Origin of the sequence: Cupriavidus pauculus (assembly GCF_003854935.1) — a bacterium.
Taxonomy (GTDB): domain Bacteria; phylum Pseudomonadota; class Gammaproteobacteria; order Burkholderiales; family Burkholderiaceae; genus Cupriavidus; species Cupriavidus pauculus_C.
The window spans coordinates 2,653,716-2,672,925 of sequence record NZ_CP033969.1; the positions used below are offsets into that span (position 1 = coordinate 2,653,716).

General features: G+C 61.1%; 11 protein-coding genes and 1 pseudogene. 8 read left to right on the forward strand and 4 right to left on the reverse strand.

Annotation, left to right across the window (positions count from 1 at the left end; all coding sequences use genetic code 11):
- Positions 1-8 precede the first annotated feature (8 nt).
- Together EHF44_RS13730 and EHF44_RS13735 are read right to left on the reverse strand one after the other, a co-directional pair.
- Positions 9-1,124: an ABC transporter ATP-binding protein gene (locus EHF44_RS13730; protein ID WP_124684255.1), complete on the reverse strand. Its 1,116-nt coding sequence runs from the start codon at positions 1,122-1,124 to the stop codon at positions 9-11.
- Positions 1,125-1,191: 67 nt separating this feature from the next.
- Positions 1,192-2,931, reverse strand: a complete 1,740-nt coding sequence (locus EHF44_RS13735) for an IlvD/Edd family dehydratase (RefSeq protein ID WP_124684256.1) — start codon at positions 2,929-2,931, stop codon at positions 1,192-1,194.
- Positions 2,932-3,199: 268 nt separating this feature from the next.
- Between EHF44_RS13735 and EHF44_RS13740 the strand changes: the two genes are divergently transcribed.
- The 5 genes from EHF44_RS13740 (at position 3,200) to phaZ (ending at position 9,292) form a co-directional block, all read left to right on the forward strand.
- The gene (locus tag EHF44_RS13740) at positions 3,200-4,198 is read left to right on the forward strand and encodes an AraC family transcriptional regulator (RefSeq protein WP_253699841.1); all 999 of its coding nucleotides are present in this window, start codon (positions 3,200-3,202) and stop codon (positions 4,196-4,198) included.
- Between the two features lie 232 nt (positions 4,199-4,430).
- Positions 4,431-6,224 (forward strand): acyl-CoA dehydrogenase, encoded by a 1,794-nt coding sequence (locus EHF44_RS13745; RefSeq protein ID WP_124684257.1) that lies wholly within the window; start codon positions 4,431-4,433, stop codon positions 6,222-6,224.
- A 40-nt stretch (positions 6,225-6,264) separates the two neighbouring features.
- Entirely contained in the window at positions 6,265-7,896 is a 1,632-nt protein-coding gene (locus EHF44_RS13750; protein WP_124685107.1) for an alpha/beta fold hydrolase, read from the forward strand.
- Positions 7,897-7,960: 64 nt separating this feature from the next.
- Positions 7,961-8,386: a phasin family protein gene (locus tag EHF44_RS13755; protein ID WP_124684258.1), complete on the forward strand. Its 426-nt coding sequence runs from the start codon at positions 7,961-7,963 to the stop codon at positions 8,384-8,386.
- A 72-nt stretch (positions 8,387-8,458) separates the two neighbouring features.
- Positions 8,459-9,292: a poly(3-hydroxyalkanoate) depolymerase gene (phaZ, locus tag EHF44_RS13760; protein ID WP_124684259.1), complete on the forward strand. Its 834-nt coding sequence runs from the start codon at positions 8,459-8,461 to the stop codon at positions 9,290-9,292.
- Positions 9,293-9,349: 57 nt separating this feature from the next.
- On the opposite strand, the gene EHF44_RS13765 is transcribed toward phaZ, so the two are convergent.
- Complete coding sequence (locus tag EHF44_RS13765; RefSeq protein ID WP_124684260.1) at positions 9,350-10,672, reverse strand: MFS transporter; 1,323 nt, start codon at positions 10,670-10,672, stop codon at positions 9,350-9,352.
- A 1,335-nt stretch (positions 10,673-12,007) separates the two neighbouring features.
- On the opposite strand from EHF44_RS13765, the gene EHF44_RS13770 reads away from it, so the two are divergent.
- Both EHF44_RS13770 and EHF44_RS13775 read left to right on the forward strand, forming a co-directional pair.
- Entirely contained in the window at positions 12,008-14,029 is a 2,022-nt protein-coding gene (locus tag EHF44_RS13770; RefSeq protein WP_124684261.1) for a hypothetical protein, read from the forward strand.
- Positions 14,030-14,053: 24 nt separating this feature from the next.
- On the forward strand, positions 14,054-15,061 hold the full coding sequence (locus tag EHF44_RS13775) for an ATP-binding protein (protein WP_124684262.1): 1,008 nt from the start codon (positions 14,054-14,056) through the stop codon (positions 15,059-15,061).
- Between the two features lie 2,238 nt (positions 15,062-17,299).
- Here EHF44_RS13775 and EHF44_RS13785 read toward each other — a convergent pair.
- The gene (locus EHF44_RS13785; protein WP_253699843.1) at positions 17,300-18,853 is read right to left on the reverse strand and encodes an SAVED domain-containing protein; all 1,554 of its coding nucleotides are present in this window, start codon (positions 18,851-18,853) and stop codon (positions 17,300-17,302) included.
- Between the two features lie 127 nt (positions 18,854-18,980).
- Between EHF44_RS13785 and EHF44_RS13790 the strand changes: the two are divergent.
- Positions 18,981-19,199, forward strand: a pseudogene (locus tag EHF44_RS13790) (transposase domain-containing protein); the annotation flags it as partial.
- Positions 19,200-19,210 lie beyond the last annotated feature (11 nt).

A 19,210-nucleotide genomic window follows, 5' to 3' on the forward strand; every position in this document is an offset into this window, starting at 1 on the left:
CTCCGTGGTCATGCCACAGGTTGTGGTTGCCGCGCGGGCTGGCGGGGCAGGGCCTGTCCCGATTCGGCGTCGAACAGGTGGGTGTGATGCGGATCGGGCACCAGGTGCAGCGGCTGGCCGGCCGCGAAATCATGGCGCTCGCGGAATACCGAGATGAAATCGGTCTCGCCAAAGCGCGAATACACCTCGGTATTGGCGCCGGTGGGCTCCACCACCGTCACCGTGGTCGGAAACCCCTGGCCCGGCGCGCCACAGGCCAGATGCTCGGGCCGCACGCCATAGATCACGCGCTGGCCGTCGGCCCCGGCGCCGTCGCCCAGGCCGGCCGGTGCGGGCAGCAGCGTGCCATCGGGAAACTGCACCCGGGCCGCGCCGTTCTGGCGCCGCAGTACGCCGGGCACGAAATTCATCGCCGGCGAACCGATGAAGCCGGCCACGAACAGGTTGTCGGGGTGGTCGTAGAGGTCCAGCGGGCGGCCGCGCTGCTCCACGCGGCCATCGCGCATCACCACGATCTGGTCGGCCATCGTCATCGCCTCGATCTGGTCGTGCGTGACGTAGACCGACGTGGTGCGCAGCCGCTGGTGCAGCTCCTTGATCTCGGCGCGCATCTGCACGCGCAGCTTGGCGTCCAGGTTGGACAGCGGCTCGTCGAACAGGAACACCTGCGGGTCGCGCACGATGGCCCGGCCCATGGCCACGCGCTGGCGCTGGCCGCCCGAGAGCTGGCGCGGATAGCGGTCCAGCAGCTGGCCCAGGCCCAGGATGCCGGACGCCTTGTCGACCTTGGCCCGGATCGTCTCCCTGGGCACGCCGGCCAGCTTGAGCGAGAACGCCATGTTGTCGTAGACCGACATATGCGGGTAGAGCGCGTAGTTCTGGAACACCATCGCGATGTCGCGCTCCTTGGGCGGCAGCCGGTTCACCACGCGGTCGCCAATGGCGATCTCGCCGCCGCTGATCTCCTCCAGCCCGGCCAGCATCCGCAGCAGCGTGGATTTGCCGCAGCCGGACGGCCCCACCAGCACCGTGAACTCGCCGTCGGCAATGTCGATGCTGACGCCGCGTATCACCTGCGTGCCGCCGAAGGATTTCTGCACATCGCGGATCTGTACCGATGCCATGCGTCACGTCTCCTGTGTGGTGCGGCACCGCGCTGCATGGCGGTGGAGCCCTGGGGTGCTGCGTCGTTCAGTGATTGTCCTTCGGCACGAAGGGGCCGCTCTTGCCGACCAGGAAGTCCAGGTCGGCGCCACGGTTGGCCTGCTGGACGTGATCGAAGTAAAGCCGCGTCCAGCCGCGTTCCATCGGCGGCTCGGGCGGCTGCCAGGCGGCGCGGCGGCGGGCCAGTTCGGCATCGTCGACGTGCAGGTGCAGCCGGCGCGCCTCCACGTCCAGCTCGACCATGTCGCCATCGCGCACCAGCGCCAGCGGGCCGCCGGCGGCGGCCTCGGGCGCCACGTGCAGCACCACGGTGCCGTAGGCCGTGCCGCTCATGCGGGCGTCGGAGATGCGGACCATGTCGGTGATGCCCTTGCGCAGGATCTTGGGCGGCAGCGGCATGTTGCCGGCCTCGGCCATGCCCGGATAGCCGCGCGGGCCGCAGTTCTTCAGCACCAGCACGCAGGTTTCGTCCACGTCGAGCGATTCGTCCTCGATGCGGGCGTGCATGTGCTCGCTGTCCTCGAATACCACCGCGCGGCCCGTGTGGCGCAGCAGCGCCGGCGTGGCGGCCGACGGCTTGATCACGGCGCCATCGGGACACAGGTTGCCGCGCAGCACGGCAATGCCGGCGTGGGGCTTGAACGGGTCGTCGAACGCGTGGATGACCTCGCGGTTCCAGTTCGGGGCGTCCTTGCAGTTGTCCCAGAGCGTCCGGCCGTTGACGGTGGGCGCGTCGCGGTGCAGCACAGGGCCCAGCTCGCGGATCACGGCGGGCAGGCCGCCCGCGTAATAGAAATCCTCCATCAGATGCCGGCCCGATGGCTGGAGATCGACCAGACAGGGCAGGGCATGGCCCAGCGCGTCCCAGTCGTCCAGGTTCAGTTCCACGCCGATGCGCCCGGCGATGGCCAGCAGGTGGATCACCGCGTTGGTGGACCCGCCAATCGCGGCGTTGACCTTGATCGCGTTCTCGAACGCCTGGCGCGTCAGGATCTTCGACATGACCAGGTTGTCCTTGACCATCTGGACGATGCGCCGGCCCGACGCGCGGGCCAGGATGTTGCGGCGCCCGTCCACGGCCGGGATGGCGGCGTTGCCGGGCAGCGCCATGCCCAGCGATTCGACCATGCACGCCATGGTGGACGCCGTGCCCATCGTCATGCAGTGGCCGTGAGACCGGTGCATGCAGCCTTCGGCCTCGAAGAAATCCTCCTGCGACATATGCCCGGCGCGCACTTCCTCGGACATCTTCCAGACGTCGGTGCCGGAGCCCAGCTCCTGGCCGCGAAACTTGCCGCTGAGCATCGGGCCGCCCGAGATGCCGATGGTGGGCAGGTCCACCGACGCCGCGCCCATCATCAGCGCCGGCGTGGTCTTGTCGCAGCCCATCAGCAGCACCACGCCGTCGATGGGGTTGCCGCGAATCGATTCCTCGACGTCCATGCTGGCCAGATTGCGGAACAGCATGGCCGTGGGGCGCAGCATGGTCTCGCCCAGCGACATCACCGGGAATTCGAGCGGAAAGCCGCCGGCTTCCCACACGCCGGTCTTGACCTGGTCGGCCAGCGTCCGGAAGTGCGAATTACAGGGGGTGAGCTCGGAATAGGTGTTGCAGATGCCGATGACCGGCCGGCCATCGAACTGGTCGTGCGGAATGCCGCGGTTCTTGAGCCACGACCGATAGATGAAGCCATCGCGGTCAAGGCGGCCGAACCATGCCTGGCTGCGCCGCTTGGGCGCACCGGACGGATTGTCGTCGTCCTTCACTCGGGTCTCCTGCGTTCTGCTTCTTGTAGGGGGTGCAGATCCGGATGCGCGCCACCGTCTGCCAGGCCGCGCGCACGTCGAGTTCAACGGAGTCTAGGACAGGGTATCGGACAGGTAAAGTGGTATTACCAATATGCGGTATGGGGCTTTCCCGAGGGTAGCGGGGCCGCGCGTGGCTGACCATGTGCGGCCGCCACAACCCGCCATGCCGGCGCTGTGCAAGAATGCGTCGTCACCGTTCCTGACCGGCGCGCGCCGGCTTTCCCGCTTGACTGGCCTCTCCGCTACCGTTCCCATCTCCGTCGTCAACGGCTTCCTGTCCGGCGCGGACCCGGCTGCGATTGCGCGGCTGGCCGAGCGCTCGGGCATCGCCCACGCGCTGCTGCGCGAGCCGGGCGCCCGGGTGACGCAGGAGCAGTTCGCCACGCTCTACCGGCTGCTGGCGATGGAGCTCGATGACGAGATGCCGGGCATCTTCAGCCGGCCGCTGCGCAACGGGGTGCTCAAGTTCCTGGGCCTGAGCCTGCTCGACGCGCCCCGGCTGGAAGTGGCGCTGCACCGGTTCGGCCAGTTCTTCCACCTGATCCTGGACGAGTTCCGCCTGACGCTGCGGCGCGAGGCGGGCGCCGGGCACGTGGAACTCGTCGCCAATCCCGACGGCCCCGGCGTAAGCGTGCTGGGCTGCGAGCTGATGCTGAAGCTGGTGCACGGCATGGCGTCGTGGCTGATCCGGCAACGCATCCTGCTGCATGGCGCCGAGTTCTCGTTTCCGCTGCCGCCGCAGAGCAGCGACCACCTGTACCTGTTTCCCGGCCCGGTTCATTTCGACCGCCCCCGCACGCGGATCAGCTTCGATGCCGCGTACCTGGACCTGCCCATCCGCCAGCGCAAGCCGGACCTGGAAACCTTCCTGGCGCGGGCGCCCGAGGACTGGATCTTCGTTGCCTTTGCCGAGCAACTGACCTGCCACCGCGTGCGCCAGCACCTGGCCGACTGCCTGCCCGCGTCGCCGACGATCGACGCCGTGGCGCAGGCGCTGCACCACTCGGTGCGCACGCTGTGCCGTCGCCTGGCGGCCGAAGGCACGACGTTCCAGGCCATCAAGGACGAAGTGCGGCGCGACATCGCCATCCAGAGGCTGACGCGGTCCGAGGACTCCATCGCCGAGATCGCCTACGACGTCGGCTTCGACAATCCCACCGCCTTCCACCGCGCATTCCGCCACTGGACGGGCAGCACGCCCAACGCCTACCGCCGGCCGCTCTGAGCGGCGCCGCCCGCACTGCCATTCCTGGCCATCGACTTGCCGATCCTGCCACGCCAGCCGCCTGACGGCCGGCTGCTGGCGCGCATGGCGCAATGCGGCACGATTTGTCAGTGAATGGGCCGATTCGGGTAATCGAATCCGCGCGGCGCGACCTTACGATGCTTTCGTCAATGTCGCAGCGCAGCGGGCCAGTGGGCCGGCGGGCGCTGCATCTCAGGAAACGAGGCACGAGATGAGCTATACCGCACCCACCAAGGACATGATGTTTGTCATCCAGGAACTGGCCGGACTGACAGATATCGCCACGCTGCCCGGTTTCGGGGACGCCACGCCGGAGACGGTGGAAGCCGTGCTCGAAGAGGCCGCGCGGTTCCACGGCCAGGTGCTGGCGCCGCTGAACGCGGCCGGCGACCGGGCGCCCAGTCGCTGGGAAGACGGCCAGGTGCGCACGACGGCCGGCTTTCGCGACGCCTTCCGGCAGTTTGGCGAAGGCGGCTGGCAAGGCATCGTCCATCCGACCGAGTTCGGGGGGCAGGGCCTGCCGAAGCTGGTGGCCACGCCGTGCATCGAAATGATGAACGCGGCGAACATGTCGTTCGGGCTGTGCCCGCTGCTGACCGATGGCGCCATCGAGGCGCTGCTGACGGCCGGCTCCGACACCCTGAAGCAGCGCTACCTGCCGCGCCTGATTGCCGGCGAGTGGACCGGCACGATGAACCTGACCGAGCCGCAGGCCGGCTCGGACCTGTCGCTGGTGCGATCGCGCGCCGTGCCGCAGGCCGATGGCAGCTACAAGGTGTCGGGCACCAAGATCTTCATCACCTACGGCGAGCACGACATGGCCGAGAACATCGTCCATCTGGTGCTGGCCCGCACGCCCGACGCGCCCGAGGGCGTGAAGGGTATCTCACTGTTCCTGGTGCCGAAGTTCCTGGTCAACGACGACGGCTCGCTGGGCGCGCGCAACGACGTGGAATGCGTGTCGATCGAGCACAAGCTGGGCATCAAGGCCAGCCCCACGGCCGTGCTGCAGTTTGGCGACAACGGCGGCGCCACGGGCTACCTGATCGGCGAGCTGCACCGTGGGCTGGAGTACATGTTCGTGATGATGAACGCCGCGCGGTTTGGTGTGGGCGTGCAGGGCATCGCCATTTCCGACCGGGCGTACCAGCAGGCGGTGGCCTATGCAAAGGACCGCGTGCAGAGCCGGCCGGTGGACGGATCGGCCCAAGAGGCGGTGCCGATCATCCGCCATCCCGACGTGCGCCGCATGCTGACCGAGATGCGCGCGTTGACCGAAGGCGCCCGGGCGCTGGCGCTGGTGGCGGCGGGGTACGCCGATATCGCGCACGGCGCCGCCGATGCGCAGACGCGGGCGTCATATGCGGCGGCCTACGAGTACCTGGTGCCGATCATCAAGGGCTGGAGCACCGAGATGTCGGTCGAAGTGACCAGCCTGGGCGTGCAGGTGCACGGCGGCATGGGTTTCATCGAGGAAACCGGCGCCGCGCAGCATTACCGCGATGCCCGGATTCTGCCGATTTACGAAGGCACCACGGCCATCCAGGCCAATGACCTCGTCGGCCGAAAGACCGTGCGCGATGGCGGCGCGGCCGCCCGCGCGCTGCTGGCCCAGATCGACGATACGCTGGCCGCGCTGGCCGAGCGGGGCGCCGACCCGGCCTGCCGCGCGATGTATGGCCGGCTGAGCGCGGCCCACACGGCGCTGGGCAACGCCGTCGATTTCATCGTCGCCACCGCGCGTACCGACCCCAATGCGGTGTTCGGCGTCAGCGTCGCCTACCTGAAGCTGGCCGGCATCGTGCTGACGGGCTGGCAGATGGCGCGCGCGCTGGTCGTGGCCACGGACCGCCGCGACGAAGACCCCGATTTCTACGGCGCCAAGGTGGCCACGGCTGCGTTCTTCGCCAACCACATCCTGGTGCGCGCACCGGGGCTGGAGGCGGCCATCACCTGCGCCGCCGGCACCGACGGCTACCTCGCCATCAGCGACGCGCAGTTCTGAACATCCATAGGAGACAGCCGTGGCAATCGACGGTTACAGCATGGCGACGCTCGACGCCTTTGTGGGACTGCGTCCGGAGGATCTGGTCGGCACGGCGCAGCAGATTGGCGCCCAGTGCGCGCAGGACCCGGCGCTGCTGCTCGACCAGCAGACCCAACTGGCCCATGACCTGTGGCGCGTGCTGGACGGCACGGCCGACGCCCCGCCGGCGCGCGACCGCCGCTTTGCCGACCCCGAGTGGCACGACAACCCGCTGTTCCGCATGCCGCTGCAGGGCTACCTGGCCTGGCGCAACGCCGCCGCGGGCCTGGTCAGCCGGTCCGTGATGGACGCACGCGGCAAGGAGCGCGCGCAGTACTTCACGTCGCTGCTGTTCGACGCACTGGCGCCCAGCAACGTGCTGCTGGGCAATCCCGCCGCGCTGCGCGAGACGTTCGATTCGTGCGGGCTGAGCCTGCTGGCCGGCATGGCCAATCTGGTGACGGACGCGCTGACCAACCAGGGCATGCCGTCCCAGGTCGACAAGACCGCCTTCCGCGTGGGCCAGGACCTGGCCCGCACGCCGGGCACCGTGGTGTTCCGCAACCCGGTGCTGGAGCTGATCCAGTACACGCCGGTGACGGCCAGGGTACACGCCCGGCCGCACCTGATCGTGCCGCCCCAGGTGAACAAGTTCTACGTCTTCGACCTGGCGCCGGGCAAGAGCATCGTGGAATACCTGCTGGCGCAGGAGTTGCAGGTGTTTGCCGTGAGCTGGCGCAACCCGACGGCGGCCGAGCGGGACTGGAACCTGGACACCTATGTGGGCGCGCTGGTCGAGGCGATCCACGCCATCCGCGACATCACCGGCTGCAAGGACGTGAACCTGCACGGCGCGTGCGCCGGTGCCATGACGATGGCCGCGCTGATGGGCTATTGCGCCAGCAGCGGGCAGGACCTCGTGCACGCCGCCACGCTGATGGTGGCGGTGTTCGGCCTGGACGAGCAATCGCAGCTGGGCCTGTTCGCCACGCCGGAGGCCGTGAGCACGGCGCGGCGGCAGAGCCAGGCCCGGGGCGTGCTCGATGGCGAGGAACTGGGCCGCATGTTCGCGTGGATGCGGCCCAATGACCTGGTGTGGAACTACTGGGTCAACAACTACCTGCTCGGCAAGGCGCCGCCCGCGTTCGACGTGCTGTACTGGAACAACGACACGACGCGGCTGCCGGCCGGCCTGCATTGCCAGATGCTCGACATGCTGTCCGACAACCTGCTCGCCACGCCGGGCGGCCTGACCGTGCTGGGGCAGCCCATCGACCTGTCCCGCGTCACGTGCGACACGTACGTGCTGGCCGGCGCGACCGATCACATCACGCCGTGGCAGGGCGTGTTCCGCTCCGCGCAGGCGCTGGGTGGCGACACCGAGTTCGTGCTCTGTTCCAGCGGCCATATCCAGAGCCTGGTCAACCCGCCCGGCAATGCCAGGGTGAAATTCTTCGTGAACGGCGCGGCGTCGGCCGATCCGGAAACCTGGCTGGCCGGCGCCGACGCGCACGACGGCTCCTGGTGGGGCCACTGGAGCGCCTGGCTCCGGCAACGCTCCGGGCGCAAGCGCAAGGCTCCCACGTCGGCCGGCAGCGCCCGCCACGCGCCCTGTGGCGACGCGCCGGGCCGCTACGTGCTGGAAGCCTGACGGCCGCCGGGACACCCGCTTTCTTCGTTTCTTCAACGCCATCCACCTCAGAGGAGATTCCACGATGGAAACCAGCAACACCGCCAGCACGTCCGCGCCGCACAAGCGGCTGTTCGACTTCGTCAAGCACAACCGGCTGAACCCGGCCGCCATCCTGGAATCGCGCCGCAAGGACGTGGAGGCGCTGGCCAGCGTGAACCTGACGCTGCTGTCGGGCCTGCAATCGCTGGTCCGGCTGCAGGCCGAGTACCTGTGCGGCACGGCGGCCGACCTGCAATCGCTGGGGTCGGCAAGGCAGGGCGACGACGCCAAGGCGGCGCCCGTGCGCGTGACCGAACTGCTGCCGCTGAGCCTGAACAAGGCCGTGGCCGGGCTGCGCGGCATGAGCGACACCGTGTACAAGGCGCAGGCCGACAGCTTCGCCGTGGTCGGCAAGCGGCTGGCCGAGAACGTCGAGGAAGTGAAGAGCGTGCTGCGTCCGCGGCAGTAAGCGCGCCGGCACGGCCCTGGGCGGCCGTGCCGCATCGCCCGTTGGCCCAGGCAGTATTTCCAGGAGGACTTGATGACAGTTTCAGGTGCCAGCGTCGATGCTGGCCACAGGATGCAAATCCAGACGGTAGACCTCGATGGACAGATGCTGCGCGCAGGCGTTCGGCCCGGCCACGATGCCGGGCCGCCGCTGTTGATCTTCAATGGCATCGGCGCCAACCTTGAGCTGCTGGCGCCGTTTGTCGACGCGCTGGACGGCGTGGAAGTGATCATTTTCGATGTGCCCGGCGCCGGCGGCTCGCCCGCGCCGCTGCTGCCGTACCGGCTGTCCAACCTGTGCGTGATGGCCGACAAGCTGCTGGCCCGCCTGGGCTATGCCGGCCAGGTGGACGTGCTGGGCGTGTCGTGGGGCGGGGCGCTGGCGCAGGAGTTCGCGCACCTGTATCCCGCGCGCTGCCGCCGGCTGGTGCTGGCGGCGACGTCGCCGGGGGTGCTGATGGTGCCGGGCCGGCTGTCGGTACTTTCGAAGATGATCGGCGCGCGCCGCTACACCGATCCCGACTATCTGCGGCGTGTGGGCGCCGACATCTACGGCGGCGCCTTCCGCACGGATCCATCGTTGCTGGATGAACACGGCCACCACATGCAGCCGCCGCGCGGCCGTGGCTACGTCTATCAGCTACTGGCGACCTGGGGATGGAGCAGCCTGCTGTGGCTGGGATCGCTGGTGCAGCCCACGCTGGTGCTGCACGGTAGCGACGACCCCATCGTGCCCGTGGTCAACGCCAGAATCCTGGCGTCCCGCATTCGCGATGCGGCGCTGCATGTCTTCGAGGATGGACACCTGTTCCTGCTGACGCGCGCTGCCGAAGCGGCACCGATGGTGCTGCGCTTCCTGCGCGCCTGACCGCTGGCCTTTCCTGCGTGCGGGAGAGGCCAGCGTTTTCTCTTCCTTTTTCCGGTCTCAGCCGGCGTTCCGCTGGCGTTCCATGCGTAGCAGGTCGGCCGCGTAGAACCGGCGCCCGATTACAAAGCACAGCGTCGCGCCCAGCCCCGCCAGCGGCACGATCTGCAGCGCCCCCGCCAGGCCGATGCGATCGGCAATCAGCCCGGTCACGAACGGCCCCGGCGCCAGCCCCAGCAGATTGTTGGCCAGCGTCAGCGTGGCAAAGGCCGTGGCATGGATCGACGGATGGGTCAGGTTGGCCACCACCGCGCTGGCCGGGCCGGCGGTGCCACCGACCAGCAACATCCCGGCGAAAATCAGCGCGAGCTGGGCGGTGCCCATCGGCAGATGAAAGGCGATGACCAGCAGCACGCAACTGACGCTGCTGTAGGCGATGGCCATCCACCACTTGCGCGACGGCGCGTGACGGGCCACCCAGTCGGTCAGCGCGCCGCACGCCACCATGCCGGCGCCGGCGGCCAGCACAAAGCCGGCCGCGGCCAGCCCGGCGCGGTCCGTCGCCATGCCGTAGCCGCGCGACAGGAAACTCGGCATCCAGGAGAGCAGGGCGCCCGTCACCAGCAACTGCAGCGCGCTGCCGACATAGGTACAGAGGATGGAAGGCGCCGAGAAGAGGGCGGCGACCAGCGGCCGCAACGCCAGGCGCCGGGGCGCGGCGGCGTCGCCCTTGTCTTCGCCGATATGGCGCCGCTGCACGGCAAGGCGCGGCTCCGTGACGACGACGCGGAACACCAGCACCAGCGCCAGGCCGAAGATCGCCATGGCGGCAAAGGCCCAGCGCCAGCCGAAATGGGCCGACAGCGTACCGCCCAGCGCCATGCCCAGCACCGACCCGAACGGGCCGCCGGCAATGAACGCCGCGCTGAGGCTGGACCGCAGGCGGCGCGGAAACACCGACAGCGCCATCGCAATGCCCACGCTGCCGTAAGCCGCTTCGCCCACGCCCACGCACAGGCGGGCGATAAACATTTCGCCAAAATTGTTGGCGACGGCGCATCCCAGCGTCGCCAGGCTCCACAGGCCGGCCATCAGCGTAAGACTCTTGACGCGGCCCCAGCGATCGGCCAGCAGGGACAGCGGCACGGTCAGCAGGCCGACCATCAGGGCGACGATGCCGCCCAGCGCGCCGAGTTCGGTATCGGTCAGCGCCCATTCCTGCTTCAGCAGCGGAAAAACGGCGTTGAGCACCTGCCGCGACATGTAGTCGGAAAGCAGCAGGCCAAAGCCCAGCGCAAAGACGACCCAGGAGTAATACGGAATGCGGGCGGGTTGCGGCGGCACGGCGGCCAAGGGAGACAAAGCGGAGCGTGGTTCGAGCATGCACACCTCAGAGGGAACACTTTGCGCGCCCGGCTGGCACGCCAGGGCGAAAAGGTTCGTTTCCCGGCGCGCGCCAACGCCGGCCGCGACGGCACACAAGTATCGGGAATCCACGCTCGGCCGTTTGATCCAGCGGGACATGCATTGTTCTTTCGGGGACAGTGCGGGAAAGTCAGACGACGAGAAAAGTGATGGGGTAAAATCTGATAAGAATTATCTACTTACGTAGACTTTGTCGCTGCATTCAACACATATTTTCGTCTTTTTTGGGGATGAAATATTCTATCGGTTCTACGCCGAAGATGTAATTGTGTGTCTTTTTCGGGAGCGACCGCAGCCGTTGTCATGCTGCCTATGTCTCCGCTGGCGTGTGAGCGCCGCCTACCCGCCCCTACCTCCCTTGAGCTTGCAGGCAAACGGCGAAAGCCTTGGTTCTGCGCTCTTGTCTCAGAGCTCCTAGTAATCGCCTGCAGTTCATGGAGTTCATTCCGCTCCACTCCACACATTGTCCCCGCAACCGAAAGTATTTTTTTGGGGAAAGTCCTTGGGTTTAAATGCGAATTTTGCGATTTTCTGATAATAAAAAATATTAAAATTATGCGCACTATGCAACCAGTTTCATAGGGTTACTGATACCGTTATCTACTCACAAAATTTTCTACCATATATTCTCCAAGACTCGCCGTTGTGACTCATCATGTATCACGCCGCAGACCAGCACAGATTGAGCCCGGCTGAATTTGTTAGAAATCCAAATCGCGGCCACGCGTCGGTCTATTTTTTTGATTCCCCAAAAAATGATCGTCGCTTTGGCATTTTCGGCGTGGTTGCATTTTCGCATTTATTGCTAGCCGAAGGAAATCCTGAAATACTGTCGTATCTTCCATCCAGGCCACCAAAAGAAAAATCTGAAAAAAAATACAAACAAACAGTTGATGTTTTATATCAGTCTGGCAAGACGGAGTGTTGGCACTTCAATCACTCTAGGAACGGGGAACCCACGCGACACAAGAATAGGATAACCAAGACCGAAGGCGAAATCCGAATGGCGCAATGGCTGCCCCATAATTGGATGTTGCTATGTTCCTATCGAACACGCGTTAGAGGAGCTATAGACCCGAATCCCAGGGCCCTCCCAGGATTAATTAGCGCCAGAAGTAGCTTCACGCTCCAGGAGGTTCTCGCACTAGAAGATTGTGATCCCGCACACTTACTTGCTAGTGTGGCGCGCTACTTGGCAAACGGGAAACTTAAAACCGAACTTCGTACTAGCGCATTTCACCGACGTTCCCTTCTAGAACGGGTTGAATAATGGGCGGGGGCGCGCGGAGATCGTTGATTCAACAATATCACGGTGAGCTTGTCGACTGGCCCCATCCCGATATCACCGTTCTTGACGATGCGACTCGTCGAACGTTTCTGAATCGAAAGCTTGCCGTTGAGTTATATGCTGCCGATATTCCCTACGGTGAGATTCAAGAACAGACAAAATTCTCGCCAAACGAAGTGAGGCGCTTGCTCCGACGATGCGTGGCATCAGCAGGGGAGGGGTGTATTGTAGGATTTTATGCGTTGCTTCCGAGTTTTCGCATTAAGCCTTACTTCAGAACGAAACCCATTATTGCGAAGCATCCATTGGCCGATCAACGCTCTAGTGGTTACGCTGGCGCGCTGGCGCAGTTATTCGAAAAGTTTCCTGATGTCAAGAAAGATTTAATACAAAAATTCTTTCTGCAGCCGGATAAACAAAAGAAGTCAAAAAATAGCCGTTCGCCGCAGTTAGGGCCGCAGCCTTATATTGAAATACATGGCGAGTTTCTTTCTGAATTACGGACAAAAGGGGTTGGAGAGAATGAATGGCCCTTCCTGACGGAAGACAAGGGTAGACGATCCCTTTTGCGCTTCCTTCATTCTTTGAAGAATGAAAGATCAGAGCGTGCGGTAAAAGCCAGAATGGGTGCTGAGGCGACTAACAATCTAGGACATGGTATGGGTCCTAATGCTCTCATATCGCCACTTCTCCCGTTTGCAGTCGTAGAGCTTGATTACACAGTTATTGATATTCCCACTCATGTTAGGGTGATTGATCCCAACGGTACAGGGCATTTGATACCTATATCTCGTTGGTATCTAGGGTTGCTGGTCGAGGTAAAAACAAGCGCAATTTTGGGCGCACATATCTCTCTGGAAGTTAACCCGAGCGCCGATTGTGCGTTGCAGACGATGTTGAGCAGTGTGCCTGTCGTGTTAGACGCACGGAATTCTGGTGACGTTCGCATTGAGGTACGTAGCACCAATATGGATTTTGTTGCACGCGGCCCCACCTTGATATGCTCGTTGATACCGCAGTTGGCAGGGCAAGCATTCAGTTTGCTTAGGGTGGATAACGGTTGGTGCAATATTGCAAATGATTTTGTAAATAACGTTATTGATGTATTTGGTTGTGCCATTGAGTTCGGCCCCCCACGTGCCTGGTGGGGAAGGTCGTTAGTCGAAAGGATCATTGGGGTTTCAAAAGAACGCGGAGAGCATCGCCTGAAGGCCACATACGCGTCGGGCCCCGACGATGTTCGCCGGCCCCCCGATGTCGAACAGCTCGGTTTAAATGACGGAATCGACCTTGATTTTGTGGTCGATATGTTGAATGCCGTTGTCCGTGAACATAATACTATCTCAACCGGTGATCGACTTAATGGTGCAACTGTAATTAATGTTCTGCAAAGATTCGTAGATAAGCATGAGCTTCTATGGGTTCCACAGCCTCTACCAAGATCTATCAATTCAAATGATCGACTCCTTATGCACCGACGAAAGGTGGAGGTTAGGGGAGAATGGGGCGTCCATACGCGTAGGCCGTACATTAATACGGCATACTGCCGATATACAAATCCTCGTATCGCTTCTGATTTTTCTATGATAGGAAGAAAAGTGTTTGTCTACATCAATCGTCTCGATGCGAGAGAGGCATGGGCAAGTGACGCGGAAACTGGCGAGAATTTGGGCAAGCTATACGGTGAGGAAAAATGGGAAAACTGGCGATGTGCATTGCGGGTCAGAGAACTGGTAGGCGCAAAAGCAAAGGGACGGCCCCGAGGCCGGAGCCCCGATATTTATGCTAGATCCGGAAAAGTAGATTATGAGTTTGTAACGAGCGAAAATAGCGGCGAAAATATCGGAAAAAAAACTGCGCTTGCGATAGCGAAAGTAGCTCGGGATAGCTTTACTGGTTCGAAATCAGCATCCCTAAAGCCGGCCGAAGAAGATAACCACAATAATAATGTTGGGAGTGATAACGATCTGCTTCCAAATATAAATCCGCGCGGAATATTCAAGCTGGATTCGGGGAATAAGAAATGATTGCGTGCGATCGTGGAGAAAGAAATGGATGAGGGTCATCTTCGAGCATTAATGCTGCAGCACCCGATTATATCCAAGAAGAGCAGAGCGGAATCACCATTATGGACACTCCCGATATCGAATTTTTATGACAACGCCAGAACTTTATTGTTTCTCAGGCAAAGTTTTTTCATAGAAGAGATCGCTGGCGAGGGAAAAACCATCATGATGAATGTCCTTCGTGAGCGGTTACCAAGAGATCTCAGCGAAATTCACGTACTCTCTTATAGAGGCTTAAATAGGGAAATATTTTCTCATGGTGGATTTGTGAGGGATTTGCTTTATACGGTTAATCATGCTGCTCTTGATGGAAATTCATACGAATTAAGTCGGAGATTGATTAATGACATTGTGGCTTCTGCACTGGAGACTAATTGGAAGCTAATTGTGATGCTGGTTGACGAAGCGCAGGCCCTTCGTCCTATAGATTTCGGTTTTATCAAAGATCTGCATAATGAATTAGAAGAGGTGAGGATTGATTTCGTCGTGATTTGTTGTGGCGAGTCTCCAAAAATTCGTGAATTATTCAGAACCTTATCCAGTGAGCAGCAAATAGGCTGCCTGGATCGGTATTTTAGGCATCGGCTGAGACTCAGCGGATATGGATTGGAAGAGCTGCAAGATCTGCTTGAGGTGATCGACGTGAAAAGATGGCCGACGGATTTTGGACCAACATGGACAGAATTTTGTTTTCCACTCGGATATGCCTCTGGCTTTCGCCTAGCTAATCAAGCCAGTTTATTTTGGCAGGCAATGAAGGAGGTACATCTTATAAGAGACGATAAAATATCAGAACCAAGTCAAAATGGAAAATTGCTTTCGAGGCGTATTTTCGATGCTCTTGGGTTTTTAGCGTTTAAGGGTATGGATAAAGATTGCCCAAACTTCGAGTTTCCAAAGGAAGATTGGCAGAGTGCCGCTAAGTTTGCAGCTAAATCGGCCTGGGATGAAAAACCGGATGCCACGGATAGACCAGACTGCTCTCAAGCTTAGGCATGAAAGACGCTCACTGGTGCGGTGGTGGATTAGATTCGATACCAAATGAGTCTTCATTCGGGTATTTTCATCGGTTGTGTTGGCTGAATGCAGTTGGCATGCAAGCCGCAATGAGGTTACTCGATGCTCCGAATTTTCCCACGCGCACGCAGACTTTTTTCGGCAAGCTGAAACGAATCCGCCATGTCATAGAGCGAGTTAACTTCAATAGTACTAGGTTTCCAGAGGAGCGTTCGCTGGTGGCTGGGGAGGTTTCAAATTTGTTGGGCGCCATTTTTACTAGTCGCCTTAGATTTTGTCCCGTTTGTTTGGAGTCCGGATATCACTCGATCTGGTTTCAGTGTAGCAAGTTAGCGCGATGCCCGATTCACAATGTTGATATACATGATCGTTGCATGAAGTGTAGTAGCCTTCTCTCCGATATAGGTATTTTGGAAAACTTCAGAGAGGCGCTTCATTGTCCGGTATGTCACTGTGCATTATCGGGGGCGCCCCTTAGTCCAGGAGTTTTTGTCGAAAGCTACCTCCACGAACATCGAACCCACGTAAAAATATATCGACAAGCATTCTCTACGTTGAATGAGTGGGTAGAGGATGTCTCCGCTCGCGGTGACAGTTGGATCGCCTACTCCAACGTCGAAATATGGGCCGCGGATGCGGAATGTGCCTTTGCGATTGCATGTGCGCTGGCAAAGCCTCCGGAGATATTGGAACGGCCATCATGCAACGGCGTAGCCCTGTTCTGGCAACGACATTTGGCGGGAAATATGTCATTCGTGCCTTTGTTTACTATTAGACGGCGCGAAGACGAGCTTATACGCGTTGTCTATTGCTGCACTTTGCGGCTTCTGCGTTCTTATGCTGCGGGTATTGCGAGCTCCGGGAGGGTTCCGCTGAAGCAATTTGTCGTCTTCAGGAAGGGCGACGGAATACAAGTCAGCACAGGGGATGCACGAGTACAGGCCTACCTGCTGCTACGCTATTTTGTGGAACAACCTGCCAATAGTGTTATCGCGCTTGATTCAGCAGTAGAACAGGTGTCGCCAAGTAGAGATTTGGGATGGTTTCTCTCCAGGGACGAGAACTCGAGAGCATCGACCCGAGCAGGAATTCTATTGGCGTATGCGACAATGCATCGTGCGATTCGAGAAGCAGCGACCTCCGGATTTGTGAAATGGGATCGTCTGATCGAACTGGTACAAGGTGTCGTCATGGCCCATCAATACTCGGAGACTGTCGAGCGGGGAGTCGTAGTATTCCGGATGCCCGTGGGAATGCCTTTGGCTCCGTTTCGGCCTTTGCCGAATCTTCCCCGCATTTCTGCGTAAGAAATCTGAAATCGGGCATCGCACGGTGGTGGTCGGAGTCATGCGCCAACTCGCCAGCAGCGAAAGCACCTTGAAAGCGGGAAAGCCAGCACGCCCCTTATGATCCCGAGAGGGCGTGGTCGGACCTTCAACGGGCCGATATTTGAGGCTGTGTGGCCGAAGGAAGCACAGTTTAGACGTCCGGCCGTTTCTCATGAACTCGCCGGGCTTTGCGTCAGTGCCGCTGCAGCGTTTCGAGCTTCCTTGGCGGGTATCCGCCATCACTTTGTTTTCGTTGGAGGCAGGCTGGAACGAAAACTAGTTCCGGAGGTAGCGAATGTCACCCGATCGGCAGCGATGTCTTGCCTCGAACTGTTATGGATTCTGTGCGGGCCAGCTTCTCCAGGGCATACCGACCAGTAGGCCGAGTGCCCGATCAACTCTCGGCAACTGACCCAACGTTGGACATTGATCGGCGCTTTCAATGGCTGGAACGCCGCCGCACGCTCCAATACGAGTGATTCTAAGAAAGCTGACGGTACATGCGACGTGAGCCACTCCGCGTACGCGCTGGTTGCGCTAGCGTAATTCGTATTGTGCAGAGCCGGTCCAACCCTGTGCATGGGAGCACGTGCGATACAACTTGTTGCCTCGGATTTCATATTGAGGAACTGCGCTCCAGCTGTCTGCATGCGACACGGTACGGTACACCTTATCGCCACGGATCTCATACTGAGGCAGGCCAGTTCAACCGCTAACATGGGACACCGCCCGGTAGACCTTGTTGTCGCGAATCTCGTATTGCGGGAGGCCAGTCCAGCCATCGACGTGGCTCACCGTTCGGTAGCTTTTTGCCATCACTTTCGCCAGATATGTCCCACACCAAAGCCACATCGGCCCAGTCATTCGGCAATGCCTGACGCGCGTGCTAGGTCGGGAGCGTCAGGGAGGCTTGATAGCCGCCGCCAAACGCGCCCTCGAAGTCATACTCATACAAGGTTGTTCGTCCCATACCCGGCTGACGCTGGCCCAGGAAGAACGTAAAGGCGTTGGGCGCCGCAATAAAAATATGCATTGGAGGTTTCACGTCCTTCCGCTCCATATTGATGCGCTGAACCAAGGCTTCGGCGAGTTCGAAAGCGTGCCTGCCGCTTGCGACCGACTGCGCTCCCGATCCGCACGACGGTTTCGCGACTAATAGCTTGCTGACGCCAGGCAAGGCGGTGGCAATATAGCCGCGCACCGCGTCGGGAATATCGTGGGTGAGCGCAACAGCCACGGCCATCTCTCCTGACTCTGACGTCAAGTCTTCCACTTCAAAGTTCCACGTCGGCCAGTCTGGATTGGTGAAAGTGTCCGTCGCGCTCCAGCTTTGCCGGTCGATCGTACGCTGCTCGATTTCCACGTGCCGTCCAGACTTGATGTTGACGACGGACCCAGCGGCAAACGCCAGCGTCAAGTGGGCGTCTAGCGCCAGGAGTAACGGTTGCGGTTCGCGCGCCGCGTCAATGAGAAAGCGCTTGAGCGCGGGGTACAGGTTGCCGGTCCAATCTTGCTGGTCGCGAATGGCCCGATCGTTGAAATACGGTATCAAGTCCAGGACGGTGCTGCATCGTTCCTCTAGTCGGTCGAACGCGTGCTCGAACGACTTGACACCCACTAGTGTCCTTGGAGAGTTCCTTTTCGCAAACAGATTCTCGCGCTGGCAGGCGTCCCGAAAGGTGTCCCGCGTGAACTCGAGGCGACCCTGGGCGAGCCATTGGAAGACGATGTCGTCATACCGGAAGCTACTCTCGTTCAGCGGTATGCGAAGCAGTCCCCGGTTCTCGAAGTGCATGTCCAACAGTTCGCGGAGGTCATCCAGCGATGTGGAGTCGGTGTCGAGCGAAAGCGTGCGGGCCAGTAGACGCAATTCGGCATCGTCGATGCCCAGATGTTCCCGCCACAGTTTCCGGATCCGGCCTGTCGCCGACGCATCGGTCTTCGTGCCAAACAACTGCTCCAGGCGAATGGCTTTGTGACGCTGATGGATAAGGGGTCGGAGCGGGTCGGTCTGCGCGATCCGCCAGTTGGTTAGCAATTTGAATCGGACCCCGATCCCGTCTTTCGCGTGGGCGTGCTGAGCATTTCGGGCCCGCTGAAGAAAGGAAAAACGATTGGCGTTGATCCACTCGGGATCTATGAGGTCGCTATGTCCGAAGTCGCTTACCGAAACGTGCCACTTGCATTGCGTGTACTCCCGCAGGATTGGTTTTCCTTCTGGGTCATTTGGTGCACGGCTGGGGTCATATTCCACCCATACGTCGTCGAAGCCTTTGGGACCGGATTCGAAACCCACGCGAATGACGGGGCTGTTAGGGTCAAGCAGGCAAACGGCCTTGCGCCAGAAAATCCGGGCCTGGAAGTTGTCGCCGTCCCGACGCACAGGCGCTTTAGTTATCGGCAGTCGATAGCTGACGCGCGGCGGGACATGCATCCGCATCGATGCCGTAGCCCAGCAAATGCAGGGCCGCGGCATGGATCGACGCGTGTTCGTTCGATATAGCTCCCGCGAAGCTTCCATAATTGCGAACTTACGATAATTTCGATTATGGAAGGGCTTCCATAATCGAAAGGCATGGCTCTTCGCAGACACCGTGGCCGGCGCCAAGGCAAGCGCCATGATCTATAGCCTGATGCTGACGTGCCGGGCCTGTGACGTCGAGCCATATGCCTATCTGCTCCACGTGCTCACAGAGTTGCCACAGCGAACGCCAGACGCCGACATCAGCGACCTGTTGCCGTTCAGCTTCGCCCCGCCGAAAGCCGCCCCGCCGCATCCTGCCTGAATACGCTCGTC

Coding starts and splice junctions, on each gene's coding strand:
- EHF44_RS13785 (WP_253699843.1), bottom strand. CDS start 18,853: ATGCGGATGCATGTCCCGCCGCGCGTCAGCTATCGACTGCCGATAACT.
- EHF44_RS13775 (WP_124684262.1), top strand. CDS start 14,054: ATGGATGAGGGTCATCTTCGAGCATTAATGCTGCAGCACCCGATTATA.
- phaZ (WP_124684259.1), top strand. CDS start 8,459: ATGACAGTTTCAGGTGCCAGCGTCGATGCTGGCCACAGGATGCAAATC.
- EHF44_RS13730 (WP_124684255.1), bottom strand. CDS start 1,124: ATGGCATCGGTACAGATCCGCGATGTGCAGAAATCCTTCGGCGGCACG.
- EHF44_RS13755 (WP_124684258.1), top strand. CDS start 7,961: ATGGAAACCAGCAACACCGCCAGCACGTCCGCGCCGCACAAGCGGCTG.
- EHF44_RS13750 (WP_124685107.1), top strand. CDS start 6,265: ATGGCGACGCTCGACGCCTTTGTGGGACTGCGTCCGGAGGATCTGGTC.
- EHF44_RS13765 (WP_124684260.1), bottom strand. CDS start 10,672: ATGCTCGAACCACGCTCCGCTTTGTCTCCCTTGGCCGCCGTGCCGCCG.
- EHF44_RS13745 (WP_124684257.1), top strand. CDS start 4,431: ATGAGCTATACCGCACCCACCAAGGACATGATGTTTGTCATCCAGGAA.